This window comes from Pseudomonas sp. GL-R-26 (genome assembly GCF_019947365.1).
Taxonomy (GTDB): domain Bacteria; phylum Pseudomonadota; class Gammaproteobacteria; order Pseudomonadales; family Pseudomonadaceae; genus Aquipseudomonas.
In genome coordinates this window covers 152414-169394 of sequence record NZ_JAGYGI010000011.1, presented here as the reverse complement: position 1 = coordinate 169394, position 16981 = coordinate 152414, and the positions used below count along the sequence as shown (strand labels likewise).

Here is a 16981-nt window from a genome sequence, read left to right as displayed (position 1 = left end):
CAACACCTGATGCGAATGGAGTTTCCGAGATGCCCAAATCAATCGTAGCGGCCCTGCAAATCGGCGCCTTGCCCGGTGGCAAGGCTGAAACCCTGGAACAGATCCTGTCCTATGAAAGCGCGATCATCGAATCCGGTGCCGGGTTGGTGGTGATGCCGGAAGCGCTGCTGGGCGGTTATCCCAAGGGCGAGGGCTTTGGCACCCAATTGGGCTATCGCCTGCCGCAAGGGCGCGAAGCCTTTGCCCGTTATTTTGCCAATGCCATCGACGTACCTGGTGTGGAAACCGAGGCGCTGGCGGCGCTGTCGGCACGCACCGGAGCGAATCTAGTGATCGGTGTGATCGAGCGCGCCGGCAGCACCTTGTACTGCACTGCGCTGTACTTCGATCCGCAGGCCGGACTGGTGGCCAAACACCGCAAACTGATGCCCACCGGCACCGAACGCCTGATCTGGGGCAAGGGCGATGGCTCGACCTTGCCGGTGATCGACAGCCAGGTCGGGCGCGTCGGTGCGGTGGTGTGCTGGGAAAACATGATGCCGCTGCTGCGCACGGCGATGTACGCCAAGGGCGTGGAGGTGTGGTGCGCGCCGACCGTGGACGAGCGGGAGATGTGGCAAGTCAGCATGCGCCACATCGCCCATGAAGGGCGCTGCTTCGTGGTCAGCGCCTGCCAGGTCCAGGCATCGCCCCAAGCCCTGGGCCTGGACATTGCCAACTGGCCGGCGGAGCGGCCGTTGATTGCTGGCGGCAGTGTGATCGTAGGTCCCATGGGCGACATCCTCGCAGGACCTCTGCGCGACAGCGCTGGGTTGCTCACCGCGCAAATTGACACCGACGACCTGGTACGCGCCCGCTACGACTATGACGTGGTCGGGCACTACGCCCGGCCGGATGTGTTCGAGCTGACCGTGGACGAGCGCGCCAAACCCGGAGTGCGCTTCACCTCCTGATGCCCTGCGGGCTTTGGCCAAAGCAGTCAGGCAACTTGATAACTTTGACCATTGCCCGCTAACCCGCACAGAGCGAGTATTTCCCTGTTGATTACGGTTCCCCCAACCTAATAAAAAACACAGAGGGATTCTGGCAATGCGCGATTACTTGTCTGCTACTTCTCAGTTCAATTATCAGCACACCGTCGATGCCGCACTCGCAGGCGATCTGACGGCCCTCAACGCCTGTGTCGAATGCTGTGACCGGCATGCCTTGCCGGGTCGCATCGCGCTGTTCTGGGAAGGACGCGACGGCACTGGTGCGACGTACACCTTCACCGACTTGCAGGACAAGGCCGCGCGTTTCGCCAACTACCTGCTGGCCCAGGGCGTAAAGAAAGGCGACAAGGTCGCCGGCCTGTTGCCCCGCAATATCGAACTCTTGATCACCGTGTTCGCCACCTGGCGCATCGGCGCGGTGTATCAACCGCTGTTTACCGCGTTCGGGCCCAAGGCCATCGAGCACCGCCTGGGCAGCTCTGGCGCCAAAGTGGTGGTGACCGATGCAGTGAACCGGTCGAAACTCGCCGAAGTCGCCGATTGCCCGACCATCGTTACTGTCACCGGCCCCAAAGGGCAGGGCCTGGTGCGTGGCGATTCCAGTTTCTGGGCCGAACTGGCCAATTGTTCCGCCGACTGTGAACCGGTGCTGCTGACCGGCGAAGATCCGTTCCTGCTGATGTTCACCTCGGGCACCACCGGCCCGTCGAAAGCGCTGTCGGTGCCGCTCAAGGCCATCGTTGCGTTCCAGAGCTACACCCGCGATGCGGTGGATCTGCGCCCGGAAGATGCCTTCTGGAACGTCGCCGATCCGGGTTGGGCCTACGGTATTTATTTCGGGGTCACGGGGCCAATGTCCATGGGCCATCCGATCACCTTTTACGATGGCCCGTTCACCCTCGAAAGCACCTGCCGGGTGATCAACAAATACGGCATCACCAACCTCACCGGTTCGCCGACGGCGTACCGTTTGCTGATTGCCGGCGGCGATGAATTCGCCAAGTCGATCAAAGGCAAGCTGCGTATCGTCAGCAGCGCCGGCGAGCCGCTGAACCCGGAAGTGATCCGCTGGTTCGCCGACAACCTCGACGTGGTTATCCACGACCACTACGGCCAGACCGAACTGGGCATGGTGCTGTGCAACCACCACGGCCTTGAGCACCCGATTCACATGGGCGCCGCCGGTTTTGCCTCGCCGGGCCACCGCATTGTGGTACTGGACGATGAATACAAGGAACTCGGCGTTGGCCAGCCGGGCATCCTCGCCATCGACCGCAGCCAGTCGCCGATGTGCTGGTTCGCCGGCTACGAAGGCGGACCGACCAAGGCCTTTGTCGGCAACTACTACCTGAGTGGCGACACTGTCGAGTGGAACCCGGACGGCAGCATCAGCTTCGTCGGTCGCAGCGATGACGTGATCACCACTTCCGGCTACCGGGTCGGTCCCTTCGACGTGGAAAGTGCGCTGATCGAACACCCGGCCGTGGTCGAGGCTGCAGTGGTCGGCAAGCCCGATCCGGAGCGCACCGAACTGGTCAAGGCCTTCGTCGTGCTCAGCCCACAGTACCGCGCCGCCCCCGAGTTGGCCGAAGAGCTGCGCCAACACGTGCGCAAGCGTCTGGCGGCGCACTCGTACCCCCGTGAAATCGAATTTGTCAGCGAATTGCCGAAAACCCCCAGCGGCAAATTGCAGCGCTTTATCTTGCGCAACCAGGAAATCGCCAAGGCTCAAGAGGCTGCGGCGAAGAACCTTCCAGCTTGAATCCAGGGAAATAATGATGCAGATCCAGAACAAGATTTTTATCGTCACCGGTGGCGCTTCCGGCCTCGGTGCAGCCACCGCCGAGGTGCTGGTCGCCGCTGGCGCGAAAGTGATGCTGGTGGACATGAACGCCGAAGCCGTTGCAGCCCAGGCCCAGCGCCTTGGTGCACACAGCGTGGTGGCGGATATCAGCAACGAAGCGGCGGCCGAAGCTGCGGTACAGGCGACGGTCAAAGCCTTTGGCGGCCTCAATGGCCTGGTCAATTGCGCCGGCATCGTGCGTGGCGAGAAGATTCTCGGCAAGAACGGCCCACATGCGCTGGCCAGTTTCAGCCAAGTGATCAACGTCAACCTGATCGGCAGCTTCAACATGTTGCGCCTCGCCGCCGCAGCGATTGCTGAAACCGAAGCGGATGCCGATGGCGAGCGCGGCGTGATCATCAACACCGCGTCTGCCGCAGCTTACGACGGTCAGATCGGCCAGGCGGCTTACTCGGCGTCCAAGGGGGCGATTGTCAGCCTGACCTTGCCGGCGGCCCGTGAGCTGGCGCGTTTCGGCATCCGTGTCATGACGATCGCCCCGGGCATCTTCGAGACGCCAATGATGGCCGGCATGACCCAGGAAGTCCGCGATTCCCTGGCCGCCGGCGTGCCGTTCCCGCCGCGTTTGGGCAAACCGGCCGAGTACGCCGGGCTGGTCAGGCATATCATTGAAAACAGCATGCTCAATGGCGAGGTGATCCGTCTCGACGGTGCCTTGCGCATGGCCGCCAAGTAAGGAGGATTTGTCATGACTATTTCCAACGATCCAATTGTTATCGTCAGCGCCGTCCGCACCCCGATGGGCGGCTTCCAGGGCGAACTGAAAAGCCTGACCGCGCCGCAACTCGGCGCGGCGGCCATCAAAGCAGCGGTGGAACGCGCTGGCGTTGCCAGCGATTCTGTCGACGAAGTGTTGTTCGGCTGCGTGCTGCCGGCCGGCCTTGGCCAGGCCCCTGCGCGTCAGGCGGCGCTGGGCGCGGGGCTGGATAAATCGACCCGCTGCACCACCCTGAACAAAATGTGCGGCTCCGGCATGGAAGCGGCGATTCTGGCCCATGACATGCTGGTGGCGGGCAGTGCCGACGTCGTGGTCGCCGGTGGCATGGAAAGCATGTCCAACGCACCTTACCTGCTGGACCGCGCCCGTGCCGGCTACCGCATGGGTCATGGCCGGGTGCAGGACTCGATGTTCCTCGATGGCCTCGAAGACGCCTACGACAAGGGCCGCCTGATGGGCACCTTCGCCGAAGAATGCGCCGAAACCAATAGCTTCAGCCGTGAAGCCCAGGACGCGTTCGCCATTGCCTCGACCACCCGCGCGCAGCAGGCGATCAAGGACGGCAGCTTCAAGGCCGAAATCGTCCCGCTGACCGTGACCGTCGGCAAAGAGCAGGTGGTGATCAGCAATGACGAGCAGCCGCCAAAAGCCAGGCTGGACAAGATCGCTTCGTTGAAACCGGCGTTCCGCGATGGCGGTACGGTGACGGCGGCCAATTCCAGTTCGATCTCCGACGGTGCCGCCGCGTTGGTGCTGATGCGCCAGTCGCAGGCACAGAAGCAAGGCCTGAAACCCTTGGCGGTGATTCATGGCCACGCCGCATTCGCCGACACCCCGGGCCTGTTCCCGGTGGCGCCAATCGGTGCGATCAAGAAATTGATGAAAAAAACCGGCTGGTCGCTCAACGACGTCGATCTGGTGGAAGTCAACGAAGCCTTCGCCGTGGTCGGCATGGCCGCGATGACGCATCTGGAAATCCCCCACGAGAAGCTCAACGTGCACGGCGGCGCTTGCGCTCTCGGGCACCCGATCGGCGCGTCCGGCGCGCGGATTCTGGTGACCCTGCTTTCGGCCCTGCGCCAGAAAGGCTTGAAGCGCGGCGTGGCAGCGATTTGCATCGGCGGCGGTGAAGCGACGGCCATGGCCGTGGAATGCCTCTACTGAAACTGACGCCAATCCCAAGTGGGAGCGGGCTTGCTCGCGAAAGCGGTGTGTCATCCGACGATGATGTCGACTGACACGGCCTCTTCGCGAGCAGGCTCACTCCTACAGGGTTCTGCGTCGTAACCAGATTCAAGGATTCACCATGATCCCCAATGACGACCAACAACAAATCCGCGACATGGCCCGGGACTTTGCCCAGGAACGGCTGAAGCCGTTCGCTGCCGAGTGGGACCGTGAGCATCGCTTTCCCAAGGAAGCTATCGGCGAGATGGCCGGGCTGGGCTTCTTCGGCATGCTGGTGCCGGAGCAGTGGGGCGGATGCGACACCGGTTACCTGGCCTACGCCATGGCGCTGGAAGAAATCGCCGCCGGCGATGGCGCCTGCTCGACCATCATGAGCGTGCACAACTCCGTGGGCTGTGTGCCGATCCTCAACTACGGCACCGATGAGCAGAAAGAGCGCTTCCTCAAACCGCTGGCCAGCGGTGCGATGCTCGGCGCTTTCGCTTTGACCGAGCCCCAAGCCGGTTCCGACGCCAGCGGCCTGAAAACCCGTGCCCGCCTGGAAGGCGATCACTACGTACTCAACGGCTGCAAGCAATTCATCACTTCCGGGCAGAATGCCGGGGTGGTGATCGTGTTTGCGGTGACCGATCCGAGCGCTGGCAAACGCGGCATCAGTGCCTTTATCGTGCCGACCGATTCGCCGGGCTACACCGTTGCACGGGTCGAGGACAAGCTCGGTCAGCATGCGTCCGACACCTGCCAGATTCTCTTCGAAGACGTGAAGGTGCCGGTGGCCAACCGTCTGGGCGAGGAGGGCGAAGGCTACAGGATTGCCCTGGCCAACCTTGAAGGCGGTCGCGTCGGCATCGCTTCGCAATCGGTGGGCATGGCCCGCGCCGCGTTCGAAGCGGCGCGAGACTACGCCCGTGAGCGCGAGAGCTTCGGCAAGCCGATCATCGAGCACCAGGCCGTGGCCTTCCGCCTGGCGGACATGGCGACCCAGATCGCCGTGGCGCGGCAAATGGTGCACTACGCCGCCGCCCTGCGTGACAGTGGCAAACCGGCCCTGGTCGAAGCGTCGATGGCCAAACTGTTCGCCTCGGAAATGGCCGAGAAGGTATGCTCCTCGGCGCTGCAAACCCTTGGCGGCTACGGTTACCTCAACGACTTCCCGCTGGAACGGATCTACCGCGACGTGCGGGTCTGCCAGATTTACGAAGGCACCAGCGATATTCAGCGCATGGTCATTTCGCGCAACTTATAAGAAGGAGTCCCCCCTGTGAGCGACAAAGAGCTGAGCTACGAAACGATTTTGCTGGAAACCCACGGCCGCGTTGGCCTGATCACCCTCAACCGTCCACAAGCGCTGAATGCGTTGAACGCGCAGATCGTCAGCGAACTGAACCAGGCCCTCGATGGCTTCGAGGCTGACTCGAACATCGGCTGCATCGTCCTGACCGGTTCGAAAAAAGCCTTCGCCGCCGGTGCCGACATCAAGGAAATGGCCGAGCTGACCTATCCGCAGATCTACATCGACGACCTGTTCAGCGACAGCGACCGCGTGGCCAACCGCCGCAAGCCGATCATCGCGGCGGTCAACGGTTTCGCCCTGGGTGGCGGTTGTGAGCTGGCGTTGATGTGCGACTTCATTCTGGCCGGCGACAACGCCAAATTCGGCCAGCCGGAAATCAACCTCGGCGTGCTGCCGGGCATGGGCGGTACCCAGCGTCTGACCCGCGCCGTGGGCAAGGCCAAGGCCATGGAAATGTGCCTGAGCGGCCGCTTGATCGATGCCGTGGAAGCGGAGCGTTGCGGCATCGTGGCGCGTATCGTGCCAAGCGATGAGCTGCTGGATGAAGCACTGAAAGTCGCGGCGCTGATCGCCAAGAAGTCGCTGCCGATAGCGATGATGGTCAAGGAAAGCGTCAACCGTGCCTTTGAAGTGAGCCTGGCCGAGGGCGTGCGCTTTGAGCGTCGGGTGTTCCATGCGGCGTTTGCGACGCAGGATCAGAAGGAAGGAATGGCGGCGTTTATTGCCAAGCGTGAGGCTGAATTCCAAGGTAAGTAATGCGGCGTTCCTGCTGACGCTATCGCGAGCAAGCGCGCTCCCACAGTGTTCTCGGTCGTTCACACATATTGTGTACACCCTCGGAACCTGTGGGAGCGAGCCTGCTCGCGAAGCTTTTAAGCTCTTAGACCAGATAATTCTTCAGTTCACGGGCAATCACCATCCGCTGAATCTCGCTCGACCCTTCGTAAATCTGCGTGATCCGCGCATCCCGGTAGTACTTCTCCACCGGATAGTCTTCCAGGTAGCCATAGCCGCCATGAATCTGAATGGCGGACGAGCAGACCTTTTCCGCCATTTCCGACGCAAACAGCTTGGCTTGTGACGCCTCCGACAGGCAGGGTTTGCCGGCCGTGCGCAGGCGTGCGGCGTGCAGGATCATCAACCGAGCGGCGTTCAATTGCATGTGCATGTCGGCCAGCAAATTGGCGATGCTCTGATGTTCATTGATCGTTTTGCCGAACTGCACACGATCACGGGAATACGCCAGGGCCGCTTCAAACGCCGCGCGGGCGATGCCTAGCGCCTGGGCGGCGATGCCGATGCGGCCGCCTTCGAGGTTGGACAAGGCGATGGCCAGGCCTTTGCCGCGTTCGCCCAGCAGATTGGCTTCGGGGATGGTGCAGTCGTTCAGGGTCACCGCGCAGGTGTCGGAAGCACGGATGCCCATCTTGTGTTCGGTGCGGTCGACGATAAAACCTGCGGTATCGGTCGGTACCAGGAACGCCGAGATGCCACGTTTGCCCAAGTCCGGATCGGTCACGGCAAACACAATCGCCAGCTTGGCGCGCTTGCCGTTGCTGACGAATTGTTTGGCGCCGTTGATCACCCACTGGCCGGCGCGCAGTTCGGCGCGAGTGCGCAGGTTGTGCGCCTCGGAACCGGCCTGGGGTTCGGTCAGGCAGAAGCAGCCGATGACCTGGCCGCTGGCAAGGTCCGCCAGCCAGGTCTGTTTCTGTTCTTCGCTGCCGTAGTTGAGCACCGGTCCGCAGCCCACGGAGTTGTGGATGCTCATGAAGGCGCCGGTAGCACCGTCGCCGGCGGAAATCTCTTCTACCGCCAGGGCGTAGGCCACGTAGTCGACATAGGTGCCGCCCCATTCCTCGGGGACCACCATGCCCAGAAGGCCCAGTTCGCCCATCTTCTTCACCAGACCGTCGTCGATCCAGCCGGCCTTTTCCCAGGCCTGGGCATGGGGCGCGATTTCGCCGCGGGCAAAATCCCGGGCCATGTCGCGGATCATGACTTGTTCTTCGCTCAATTCAATATCGTGCATGGCTCAGCTCTCGCTCTGGTCAAACTCGCTGAAGAAGCTCGCCACGTGTTCGGCGTCCAGCGCCTGGAGGGTGGGCGGGTTCCAGCGTGGTGTCTTGTCTTTGTCGATCAGCAAGGCGCGCACGCCTTCGATCAGGTCGCCGCGCTCGAACCACTGGCGGTCCAGGTGCAGCTCAAGGGCGAAACATTGTTCCAACGGCAGCTCGCGTCCGCGACGGAGCATTTCCAGGGTCACGGCCATGGCCAGCGGCGAGCGGGTTTCCAGCAGGTCGGCGGTGGTGACGGCCCACTCATGGCTGTCCGCGACCGTTACCTGACGCAGTTGCTCCACAATACTCGGCACGTCGGCTTGGGCGAAGAAGTGGTCGATGGCCGGGCGCAAAGTCGCCAGTGGCGCGTCGGGCAGTTGTTGCACGGCGAATTTCGCCAGCAGGCCTTGCAGATCCTTGAGTGGCGTATCGTGCCATTCGAGCTGGTCAAGTTTCTCGTCTAGCGTGCCCAGTTTGTCGCTTTCCAGGTACCAGTCGGCCAGGCCGCAATACAGCGCATCGGCGGCGCGAATCTGCACACCGCTGACACCGAGGTAGATCCCCAGCTCACCGGGGATGCGCGGCAGGAAGTAACTGCCGCCGACGTCGGGGAAATAGCCGATGCCGACTTCCGGCATGGCCAGGCGGCTTTTCTCGGTGACCACGCGCAAGTCTGCGCCTTGCACCAGGCCCATGCCGCCGCCGAGGACAAAACCGTCCATCAGGGCCAGCACCGGTTTGCGGTAGTGGTGGATCGCGAGGTCGAGGGCGTATTCCTCGACGAAGAAATCTTCGTGCAGGGTGTCGCCGTTTTTGAAGCTGTCATGCAGCGAGCGAATGTCGCCGCCAGCGCAGAAGGCTTTTTCCCCGGCACCGCGCAAGACCACGGCATGGACTTGCGGATCCTGTGCCCAGGCGTCGAGCTGGCGGTGCAGGTTTCGCACCATGTCCAGGGTGAGGGCATTGAGGCCGGCGGGGCGGTTGAGGGTCAGGTGACCAATGTGGTTGCGAACCTCGGCCAGCACTTCGTTCTGCATGGCATCCATGGACTGAGTCCCGGGAGAAAAAACCTGAGCAGTCATCACTAACTCCCTGCTTTTATTGTTCTTTATCGAGATGCTCGCGCGCGAGCGATGGCGGATCGTATCAGTGCAAATTTGCCTTGTACAACCCGGATAACTGCAGGTTATCTGTGCATTTTTGCATGTCGGTGTCCGATACTGTTACAGCGTAGACCAAGGCGAATTCAGGCAAACGCCGCGAGCAGATCCTCTTCGAACGCCTTCTGCGCCTCGCCGGCCACCTGTGCCCGATGCCGGGCCAGATGAAACGCGACATCGAAACTCATGTCGCCTCGGCGCACGGCCCTGAGCAAACCCTTGTCTTCCCAGCCGCGAGCGAAGTGGCTGGGCAAGTAACCGACATGCTTGCCGGAAAGGATGAAGGCGAGGGTGCCTTCCACTTGTTCGGAGCGCGCCGAACACAACTTGCCCTGGAAGGGTTCGTCACTGCGCAGGAAACGGTAGGGGTGATCGACCCGGTCGCAGGCCTGCAGGTCCTGATCGTTGGGGGCCGGGTTGGTGAACAGCGGATGGCCGGGGGCGCAATACAGATGCTGGGTCTCAATGAACAGTTGGCGGTAGTCAAACGCACTTTGCACTTGCGAGAAGTAGCCGATGGCCAGGTCCAGGCGCTGTTGCAGCAGTAAGCGCTCCATTTCGCCGGGCATGGCGCTGATCAGTTCGATGCGCACGGATTCGTCCCGTTCACGGAAGCACCGGATCGCCTCGGCCACCCGTTGCAGCACCGATTGATCCAGGGCTTCGGACAGGCCCAGGCGCACTTCGCCGATCAAGCGCCCGGCCACGCCGTTGGATTGATGCCGGAAGGCTTCGATGGACTGGAACAATCCACGGGTGGCGCTGAGCAGTTGTTCGCCCTTTGGCGTGATCCTGAACCCGCCCTTGCCGCGACTGCATAGTCGATAGCCCAGGCGGGTTTCCAGTTTGGCCATTTGCTGGCTGATGCTCGACTGGCTCAACCCCAACTCGCCCTGGGCGGCGCTGAAGCCGCCGCACTCCACCACGCTGACAAACAGCCGCAACAATTGCAGATCCAGATCGTGGAGTTGGCCGAGCATCAAACATTACTCCGTAATAAAGTCAGGTTAATTAACTTGATATTTTACCAATGTATCCGACGACGCATCCTGCAACCACTTCCTCTGGTCAGGTGTTCGTCATGGCTCCCAAGTTCAAGCTGTGTTTACCCGCGCTGTTCCTTGCCATGGCCGCCTCGGCCCAGGCCGAAGACAAGGTGGTCAATCTGTACAGTTGGGCCGATTACGTCGCCCCCGAAACCCTGCAACGGTTCGAGCAGGAGACGGGTATCCATGTGCGCTATGACACCTTCGACTCTTCGGAAGTACTGGAGACCAAGTTGCTCACCGGCGGCAGCGGTTATGACGTGGTGGTGCCGTCCTCCAGCGTGCTGGCCCGGGGGCTTGCGGCCGGGGCGTTGAAACCGATTCCCCACGAAGGGCTCAAGGGTTACGCCAACCTCGATCCGGACTTGCTGGAAAAACTCGCCGCCGTCGACCCGGGCAACCGCTATGGCGTGCCTTACACCTGGGGCACCCTGGGTCTGGGCATGAACGTCGAGGCGGTCAAACAGCGCTTGCCGGATGCGCCGCTCAACAGCCTGGACCTACTGTTCAAACCCGAGTACGCGAACAAGTTGAAAGACTGCGGCATCGCCATTCTCGACTCGCCTCAGGAGGTGATCGGACTGGCGCTGCATTATTTGGGTAAAGATCCCTACAGCACGGACAAGAACGATCTGTCAGCCGCCGAGGCGTTGCTGCATCAGCTACAGCCGAACGTGCTGTACGTCGCCACCGGGCGGCAGATCAGCGACCTGGCCAATGGCAGCGTGTGCCTGGCGCTGACCTACAACGGCGACGCGAGCATGGCCGCCGACCAGGCACGCAAGGCCAATAAACCCTATGAAATCGCCTACCGGATTCCCAGGGAAGGCACCCTCGTGTGGCAGGACAACCTGGCGATCCCCAAGGACGCGCCGCACCCCGAAGCCGCCCGTGCCTTTATCGAATTCATGTTGCGCCCCGAGTCCGTGGCCGCACTGACCAACACTTTGTTCTTCGCCACGGCGAATCAGGCCGCCACGCCGCTGGTGGATGAAGCGGTGCGCACCGATCCGGACATCTACCCGATGGCCGATGTGCGGGAGCGGTTGTACGCCGACCGCAGCATGAGCCTCAAGGACATGCGCCAGCGCACCCGCTTGTGGACCACTTTCCGTAGCCGCCAATAAGAAAAGAGAAGGAGCCTTCAATGGACGTCCCGATGCAGAACGATCAAGCCATCACCCGTGACAGCCTATACGGCACGGCCGCTGAAAGTACCTACGCCGGTATCACCAGTTTCATGCGTCGCCGCTACAGTCGTGACCTGCGTGGCGTTGATGTGGCCGTCAGTGGCGTGCCGTTCGACACGGCCACCAGCAACCGCCCCGGCGCACGCTTCGGACCACGGGGCATTCGCGCCGCCTCTGCCGGGATCGCCTGGGAACGGCACTGGCCGTGGACGTTTGATCCGTTCGATCACCTGGCGGTCATCGATTACGGCGATTGCGATTTCGATTACGGCTCGCCGCAGTCGACGCCCGAAATGATTGAGGCCCACGCTGAGCGCATCCTCAATGCCGGCACGGCGATGCTGACCTTTGGCGGCGACCATTTCATCACCTATCCGCTGCTCAAGGCCCATGCCCGCAAGCACGGAGCGCTGTCGCTGATCCACTTCGACGCCCACAGCGACACCTGGCCGGACGAAGAGGGCAAGCGCATCGACCACGGCACCATGTTCTGGCACGCGGCCAGGGAAGGGCTGGTGGACCCGTCGCGCTCGGTACAAATCGGTTTGCGCACCACCAACGACGATCATCAAGGCTTTCAAGTGCTCGACGCGCGGCAGGTGCATCGCAGTGGCTGCGAAGCGATTGTCGAGGCGATTCGCGCGCGGGTCGGCGACAACCCGGTTTACCTGACCTTCGACATCGACTGCCTCGATCCGGCGTTCGCCCCAGGCACCGGAACACCCGTGTGCGGCGGCTTGAGCACGGTGCAGGCGCTGGAGATTCTCGGCGGTCTGCGCGGGATCAACCTGGTGGGCATGGACGTGGTGGAAGTGGCTCCGGCCTATGACAGCGCGGAGATCACGTCACTGGCGGCGGCGACGCTGGCGATGGAGATGCTTTGTCTGTATGCGGCCAGGCATAAGGTTGATCGGTAATACGCCTAACCCTGTAGGAGCGAGCCTGCTCGCGATAGCGGTCGTTCAGCCAACATAGATGTTGAATGTTCCGCCCTCATCGCGAGCAGGCTCGCTCCTACAGTTTTGGTGGTGTCAGGCCACTGGAACGATTGGCAAGTCGAGGATCTGCCCCCCGCTGAACCGCGCGAACGAACCGGAAATGGATTCGTGCGGCACGCCCTTGGCCACGTCACTGACGCCGTCCAGTCGTGCCAGTTGCTCGGTGCTCAACTGCACATTCAGCGCGCCCAACGTGGCGTCCAGTTGCTCCCGGGTCCGGGAGCCGAGGATCGGGATCAGTGCCGTGGTCGAGCGCCGGGCCTTCTCCCGCAACCAGGCAATGGCCACGTGGGTCGGGCTGGCGTCCAGTTCTGCGGCGACATCGATCAAGGTGTCGAGCAGGGCGGTTTCGCGGGCGCTTTTTTCGGCGTGAATCAGCACGCCGAGCTTGTTCGCGCGATTGTCGCCCTCACTGTTGCGATACTTGCCAGTCAGGAAGCCGCCACCCAGCGGCGACCACAAGGTCGCGGCCAGGCCCAGGGCTTCGGCCATCGGCAGTTGTTCACGCTCGGCGGTGCGCTCGGCGAGGCTGTACTCGACCTGGATCGCGGCAATCGGCGCAAAACCGCGCACCTCGGCCAGCAGGTCGGCACGGGCGATGCGCCACGCGGGAAAGTTCGACAGCCCGGCGTAATGAATCTTTCCGGCACTGACCAGGTCGTCGAACCCGCGCAGGATCTCTTCCATGGGCGTGACGCCATCACTCATGTGGGCCCAGAACAGGTCGATATGCTCGGTCTTCAGGCGTTTCAGGCTTTCTTCCACGGCGCGCACCATGTTCTTGCGGCTGTTGCCAGTGTGGGAAATGCCGGCCGCCGGTGTAGTCCCGAGGGTGTATTTGGTGGCGATGACCAGGCGATCCCGTTCTGCGGCGATGAATTCGCTGAGCATGGCCTCGGACTGCCCGCCCTGATAGCCATTGGCGGTATCGATGAAGTTGCCGCCGGCTTCCAGGTAGCCATCAAAAATGCGCCTGGCTTCGTCGCGCTCGGCGCCATGACCCCAACCGGTACCAAAGTTGCCGGCGCCCAACGCCAGTTCGGAAACACGCAAGCCGGTTTTACGACCGAAAACTCTGTAATGCATGGGATGACTCCAGAGGGATGGCGACAGAGGCTATAGATTTGTATCAACATCTATTAAATATGATGCTGGAATCTAAATCGTCAAGGCGCTTTTCCTTTCTGCATAAAATCGCCGATCACTGGTCGCGTTATTCATGCGCAATGGCATACTGCCGCCCATGACTATCGATTCCCCCTTAAGCGCCTGGCAGCATGCCATTGAACAAAAGGGCTTCGTCCAGGACGAGGCCCAGGAACATGCCGTGTGGGCCCTGCAAAAATGCCACGAGGCGCTGCACGAAGGCCGCGCGCACATTTCCGGCGTGTACCTGTGGGGGCCGGTGGGGCGGGGCAAGACCTGGTTGATGGATCAGTTCTACCAAAGCCTGCGAGTACCGGCGCGGCGTCAGCACTTTCACCACTTCATGGGCTGGGTGCACCAGCGCTCGTTTCAACTGACCGGCACTGCCGATCCGCTCAAGGCGTTGGCCCGTGAACTGGCCGAAGAAGTGCGGGTGCTGTGTTTCGACGAGTTGTTCGTCAATGACATCGGCGACGCGATCATTCTCGGGCGCCTGTTCCAGGTGATGTTCGAACAGGGTGTGGTGGTGGTCTGCACGTCCAATCTGCCGCCGGACCAGTTGTACGCCGACGGCTTCAATCGCGACCGTTTCATGCCCGCCATCGCGGCGATCAAGCAACACATGCAGGTGATTGCAGTGGATGGCGGGGAAGACCACCGCCTGCATCCGGGGGCCGGTTCGCAACGTTACTGGGTGGCCGAATCCGGCAGGCCCGGCGCGCTGGGTGAAGTGTTCCAGATGTTGAGCGCAGGCCAGTCAGTCTCTCGCGAGCCGATAGAGGTCGGTTACCGCACCCTCGAGGTGGTCAAGGCCAGCCCGACGGTGCTCTGGACCCGTTACGCCGCGCTGTGCGAGCAACCCTTCGCGGCCATGGATTTCATCGCCCTGTGCGATACCTACGGCGCTATTCTGTTGAGTGACGTGCCCAACCTCAGCGCACAGAAACGCGCCGGACGCATTGCCCGCGGTACCGAGGACGGTGTCGAGCGGGTGGACGCGGGAGATCGCGAGTTGCCGCAGTTGTCAGTGCATGACGACGGTGTGCGACGGTTCATTGCCCTGGTGGACGAGTGCTACGACCGCAAGGTGCCGCTGTACCTTGAAGCGCAAGTACCGATGGCATCGCTTTACACTGAGGGTTATCTGGAATTCCCGTTCCGCCGTACCCTCAGTCGATTGCAGGAAATGCAACTGCAGCGGTTTGCCGAAGTTTGATCCGGATTTGATCGGGAGCAGCGAAGATGAATCAGCCCCTGTCGCACCATTTGCTGACCATGGCCTATCAGAACGCCTGGTCCAATCACCGACTGGCCAAGGCCTGGCGTCAGTTGAGCCCGCAGGAACTGAGCGCACCCAGGGTCAGTTTCTTCCCGACGATCCGCGCCACCCTCAACCACATCCTCACCTGTGACTGGTTTTATGTGGACGCCCTGGAGCGCGAACTGCGCGGCGATGATCCGCATCCCGATTGCCGGGTGTTTTTCAAGGAAGACGAACCCTGTCTCATGGCGCCGGACCTGGTTGGCGAACAGGCCCACGTCGACCGCCGGCTGATCGCCTACTGCGAGCAGATGCGCGATGCCGACCTCGGCAAAATCGTGACCATCGCCCGGGACACTCCGCAATACGACAGTCGCTTGCGCCTGCTGTCCCATTTGTTTGAACACCAGATCCATCACCGCGGCCAGGTTCACGCCATGCTCAGCGGCACCTCGGTCCAGCCACCACAACTCGACGAGTTTTTCTGCGCCGGTGAGTCGCACTTGCGGGCCGAGGATTTTGTCGAACTGGGGTGGACGGAGGCGTTGATCTGGGGCGCTTGAGTGCCAAAGATTTCCTCGGTTGCGATTGTCGGTACCACGGTGCTCGCGCTATGGTCTGCCGGCACTTCAGCGTGAATACATGCTGGGGGCTACTTTATGTGTGATCGAGGATGGAAATGGACTCCGCAGAAATTCTTGTGCTTCAGGCCAGTTACACCAATCCGGTGCATGCCGAAGCTATTTGCCTGGTGTTGAACCACTACGCCGAGGACCCGATGGGCGGCGGCCAGCCGTTGCCGGCCGATGTACTGGAACAACTCCCGGCCGAGCTTGCCCGGCGCCCCCACGCTTTCAGTGTGCTGGCCTTTGTCGGTGGCGAACCGGCCGGGCTGGTCAATTGCTTCGAGGGATTCTCGACCTTTGCCTGCCGGCCGCTGGTCAATGTGCACGATGTGGCGGTGGTGAAAAAATTTCGCGGCCTGGGCTTGAGCCAGAGGATGTTGCAAAAGGTCGAGGACATCGCCCGTCAGCGTGGCTGCTGCAAGCTGACCCTGGAAGTGCTGGAGGGCAATGCCGTGGCCCAGGGTTCCTATGAAAAAGCCGGTTTCGCCCCCGGCATGTTCGACCCGGCCCATGGGCGGATGCTGTTCTGGACCAAGAGCCTCTGATTCAACTGGCAAAAAAAGGGCGTCCGTCAGGACGCCCGACAGTCTTCTGTGGCCATGGCGCCGCAGTCAGAAGCCCATGGATCATTTCGGTCTGTAGGTTTCAGTCATTTGTGCGGTTTGATCGTCCGGAACCCGCAGCTCAGTGCTCTGGACAGGGTGGCCGAGGGCTTCTTGCTGGGCCAGTCGCAGGCTTTCGTAGTAATAGCGCATGCGTTCGGCTCCACCTTCGGCAAAAGCACTGGTTGAGCCCAAGGCCATCAGGCCGGCGAGAATCATTGCGGTGCGTTTCATGGTTTGCCTCCCACTACAGATGTCGGATGCCTTTCGTCCATGAATCAATGAAGCAGTGTCGAAATGGCATTATCCGCCGAATCCGTTAAATGGGAATTAACTTCACCAACGGCCTTCGTGGCTATCGCGGGACGGGAAGCCTGCTCGGAGAAGGTCGCGAGCCGGTGCGGAAGCAGTGCAGACTGCTCCCGCTTGAAAGGAGGGGGTCAGGCGAGTGGGGCGCGTTGCGTCACAGCCAGGGGCTGCGTCTGGCCGGTTTGCAGCAACAGCCGCAAATGCGCCAGTTCCTGCTTCAACTGATCGCGTTCGTCTTTCAACTGGCGCAATTCATCGCGACGGATTGTGACGTAAAGGGTTTGTGCTGGCAGTGCGGTATGTACTGTGCCCATTGCTCACCTCGCAAATGGCGTGTCTCAACTGTAGGTACGCCTCGAAATCCGGGGCTGACCTACTATCGGCGCCAATTTTGATTTCTTTTGCCCCCAAAGGGAACTTTTTTATTTTTCATGGTCGTTGTGTCTTCGGTTTGATTCCCGACGTTAACCATCAGGATCGGGCACAATGCCCGGAAACTTCACGCCAACGCTCTGGACTAACCTCAT

The 16981-nt window shown here is 61.6% G+C and carries 17 protein-coding genes; 11 read left to right on the top strand and 6 right to left on the bottom strand.

The window, feature by feature from the left end; translation table 11 throughout:
* Positions 1-29 precede the first annotated feature (29 nt).
* The 6 genes from KGA96_RS13950 (at position 30) to KGA96_RS13925 (ending at position 6812) form a co-directional block, all read left to right on the top strand.
* Positions 30-953: a carbon-nitrogen hydrolase family protein gene (locus tag KGA96_RS13950; protein WP_223464067.1), complete on the top strand. Its 924-nt coding sequence runs from the start codon at positions 30-32 to the stop codon at positions 951-953.
* Between the two features lie 136 nt (positions 954-1089).
* A complete protein-coding gene (locus KGA96_RS13945) occupies positions 1090-2754 on the top strand; it encodes an AMP-binding protein (RefSeq protein ID WP_223513252.1) in 1665 nt (554 codons plus the stop codon).
* A 16-nt stretch (positions 2755-2770) separates the two neighbouring features.
* Complete coding sequence (locus tag KGA96_RS13940) at positions 2771-3532, top strand: SDR family NAD(P)-dependent oxidoreductase (protein WP_046042097.1); 762 nt, start codon at positions 2771-2773, stop codon at positions 3530-3532.
* Positions 3533-3544: 12 nt separating this feature from the next.
* A complete protein-coding gene (locus KGA96_RS13935) occupies positions 3545-4738 on the top strand; it encodes an acetyl-CoA C-acyltransferase (RefSeq protein ID WP_223457062.1) in 1194 nt (397 codons plus the stop codon).
* Positions 4739-4880: 142 nt separating this feature from the next.
* On the top strand, positions 4881-6008 hold the full coding sequence (locus KGA96_RS13930) for an acyl-CoA dehydrogenase (protein WP_223513248.1): 1128 nt from the start codon (positions 4881-4883) through the stop codon (positions 6006-6008).
* A 30-nt stretch (positions 6009-6038) separates the two neighbouring features.
* A complete protein-coding gene (locus tag KGA96_RS13925; RefSeq protein WP_008023124.1) occupies positions 6039-6812 on the top strand; it encodes an enoyl-CoA hydratase in 774 nt (257 codons plus the stop codon).
* Positions 6813-6936: 124 nt separating this feature from the next.
* Here KGA96_RS13925 and KGA96_RS13920 read toward each other — a convergent pair whose 3' ends face one another.
* The 3 genes from KGA96_RS13920 to KGA96_RS13910 form a co-directional block, all read right to left on the bottom strand.
* Positions 6937-8088: an acyl-CoA dehydrogenase family protein gene (locus KGA96_RS13920; RefSeq protein WP_223513245.1), complete on the bottom strand. Its 1152-nt coding sequence runs from the start codon at positions 8086-8088 to the stop codon at positions 6937-6939.
* A gap of 3 nt (positions 8089-8091) precedes the next feature.
* Positions 8092-9198, bottom strand: a complete 1107-nt coding sequence (locus KGA96_RS13915; RefSeq protein WP_223464070.1) for an enoyl-CoA hydratase/isomerase family protein — start codon at positions 9196-9198, stop codon at positions 8092-8094.
* 164 nt (positions 9199-9362) lie between these two features.
* Positions 9363-10256: a LysR family transcriptional regulator gene (locus KGA96_RS13910; protein WP_046042091.1), complete on the bottom strand. Its 894-nt coding sequence runs from the start codon at positions 10254-10256 to the stop codon at positions 9363-9365.
* 101 nt (positions 10257-10357) lie between these two features.
* Between KGA96_RS13910 and KGA96_RS13905 the strand changes: the two genes are divergently transcribed.
* The gene (locus tag KGA96_RS13905) at positions 10358-11449 is read left to right on the top strand and encodes a polyamine ABC transporter substrate-binding protein (RefSeq protein ID WP_223513243.1); all 1092 of its coding nucleotides are present in this window, start codon (positions 10358-10360) and stop codon (positions 11447-11449) included.
* Positions 11450-11469: 20 nt separating this feature from the next.
* On the top strand, positions 11470-12429 hold the full coding sequence (gene speB, locus KGA96_RS13900; RefSeq protein WP_223513241.1) for an agmatinase: 960 nt from the start codon (positions 11470-11472) through the stop codon (positions 12427-12429).
* Positions 12430-12543: 114 nt separating this feature from the next.
* On the opposite strand, the gene KGA96_RS13895 is transcribed toward speB, so the two are convergent.
* The gene (locus KGA96_RS13895; RefSeq protein ID WP_046042088.1) at positions 12544-13596 is read right to left on the bottom strand and encodes an aldo/keto reductase; all 1053 of its coding nucleotides are present in this window, start codon (positions 13594-13596) and stop codon (positions 12544-12546) included.
* A 157-nt stretch (positions 13597-13753) separates the two neighbouring features.
* Between KGA96_RS13895 and zapE the strand changes: the two genes are divergently transcribed.
* The 3 genes from zapE (at position 13754) to KGA96_RS13880 (ending at position 16088) form a co-directional block, all read left to right on the top strand.
* On the top strand, positions 13754-14872 hold the full coding sequence (gene zapE / locus KGA96_RS13890) for a cell division protein ZapE (protein ID WP_046042087.1): 1119 nt from the start codon (positions 13754-13756) through the stop codon (positions 14870-14872).
* Between the two features lie 26 nt (positions 14873-14898).
* Complete coding sequence (locus KGA96_RS13885) at positions 14899-15480, top strand: DinB family protein (RefSeq protein ID WP_046042086.1); 582 nt, start codon at positions 14899-14901, stop codon at positions 15478-15480.
* A gap of 116 nt (positions 15481-15596) precedes the next feature.
* On the top strand, positions 15597-16088 hold the full coding sequence (locus KGA96_RS13880) for a GNAT family N-acetyltransferase (RefSeq protein ID WP_046042085.1): 492 nt from the start codon (positions 15597-15599) through the stop codon (positions 16086-16088).
* A gap of 81 nt (positions 16089-16169) precedes the next feature.
* Here the strand turns inward: KGA96_RS13880 and KGA96_RS13875 are convergent, their stop codons facing one another.
* Together KGA96_RS13875 and KGA96_RS13870 are read right to left on the bottom strand one after the other, a co-directional pair.
* Positions 16170-16379: a hypothetical protein gene (locus KGA96_RS13875; protein ID WP_046042084.1), complete on the bottom strand. Its 210-nt coding sequence runs from the start codon at positions 16377-16379 to the stop codon at positions 16170-16172.
* 206 nt (positions 16380-16585) lie between these two features.
* Complete coding sequence (locus KGA96_RS13870; RefSeq protein WP_046042083.1) at positions 16586-16768, bottom strand: DUF6026 family protein; 183 nt, start codon at positions 16766-16768, stop codon at positions 16586-16588.
* Positions 16769-16981 lie beyond the last annotated feature (213 nt).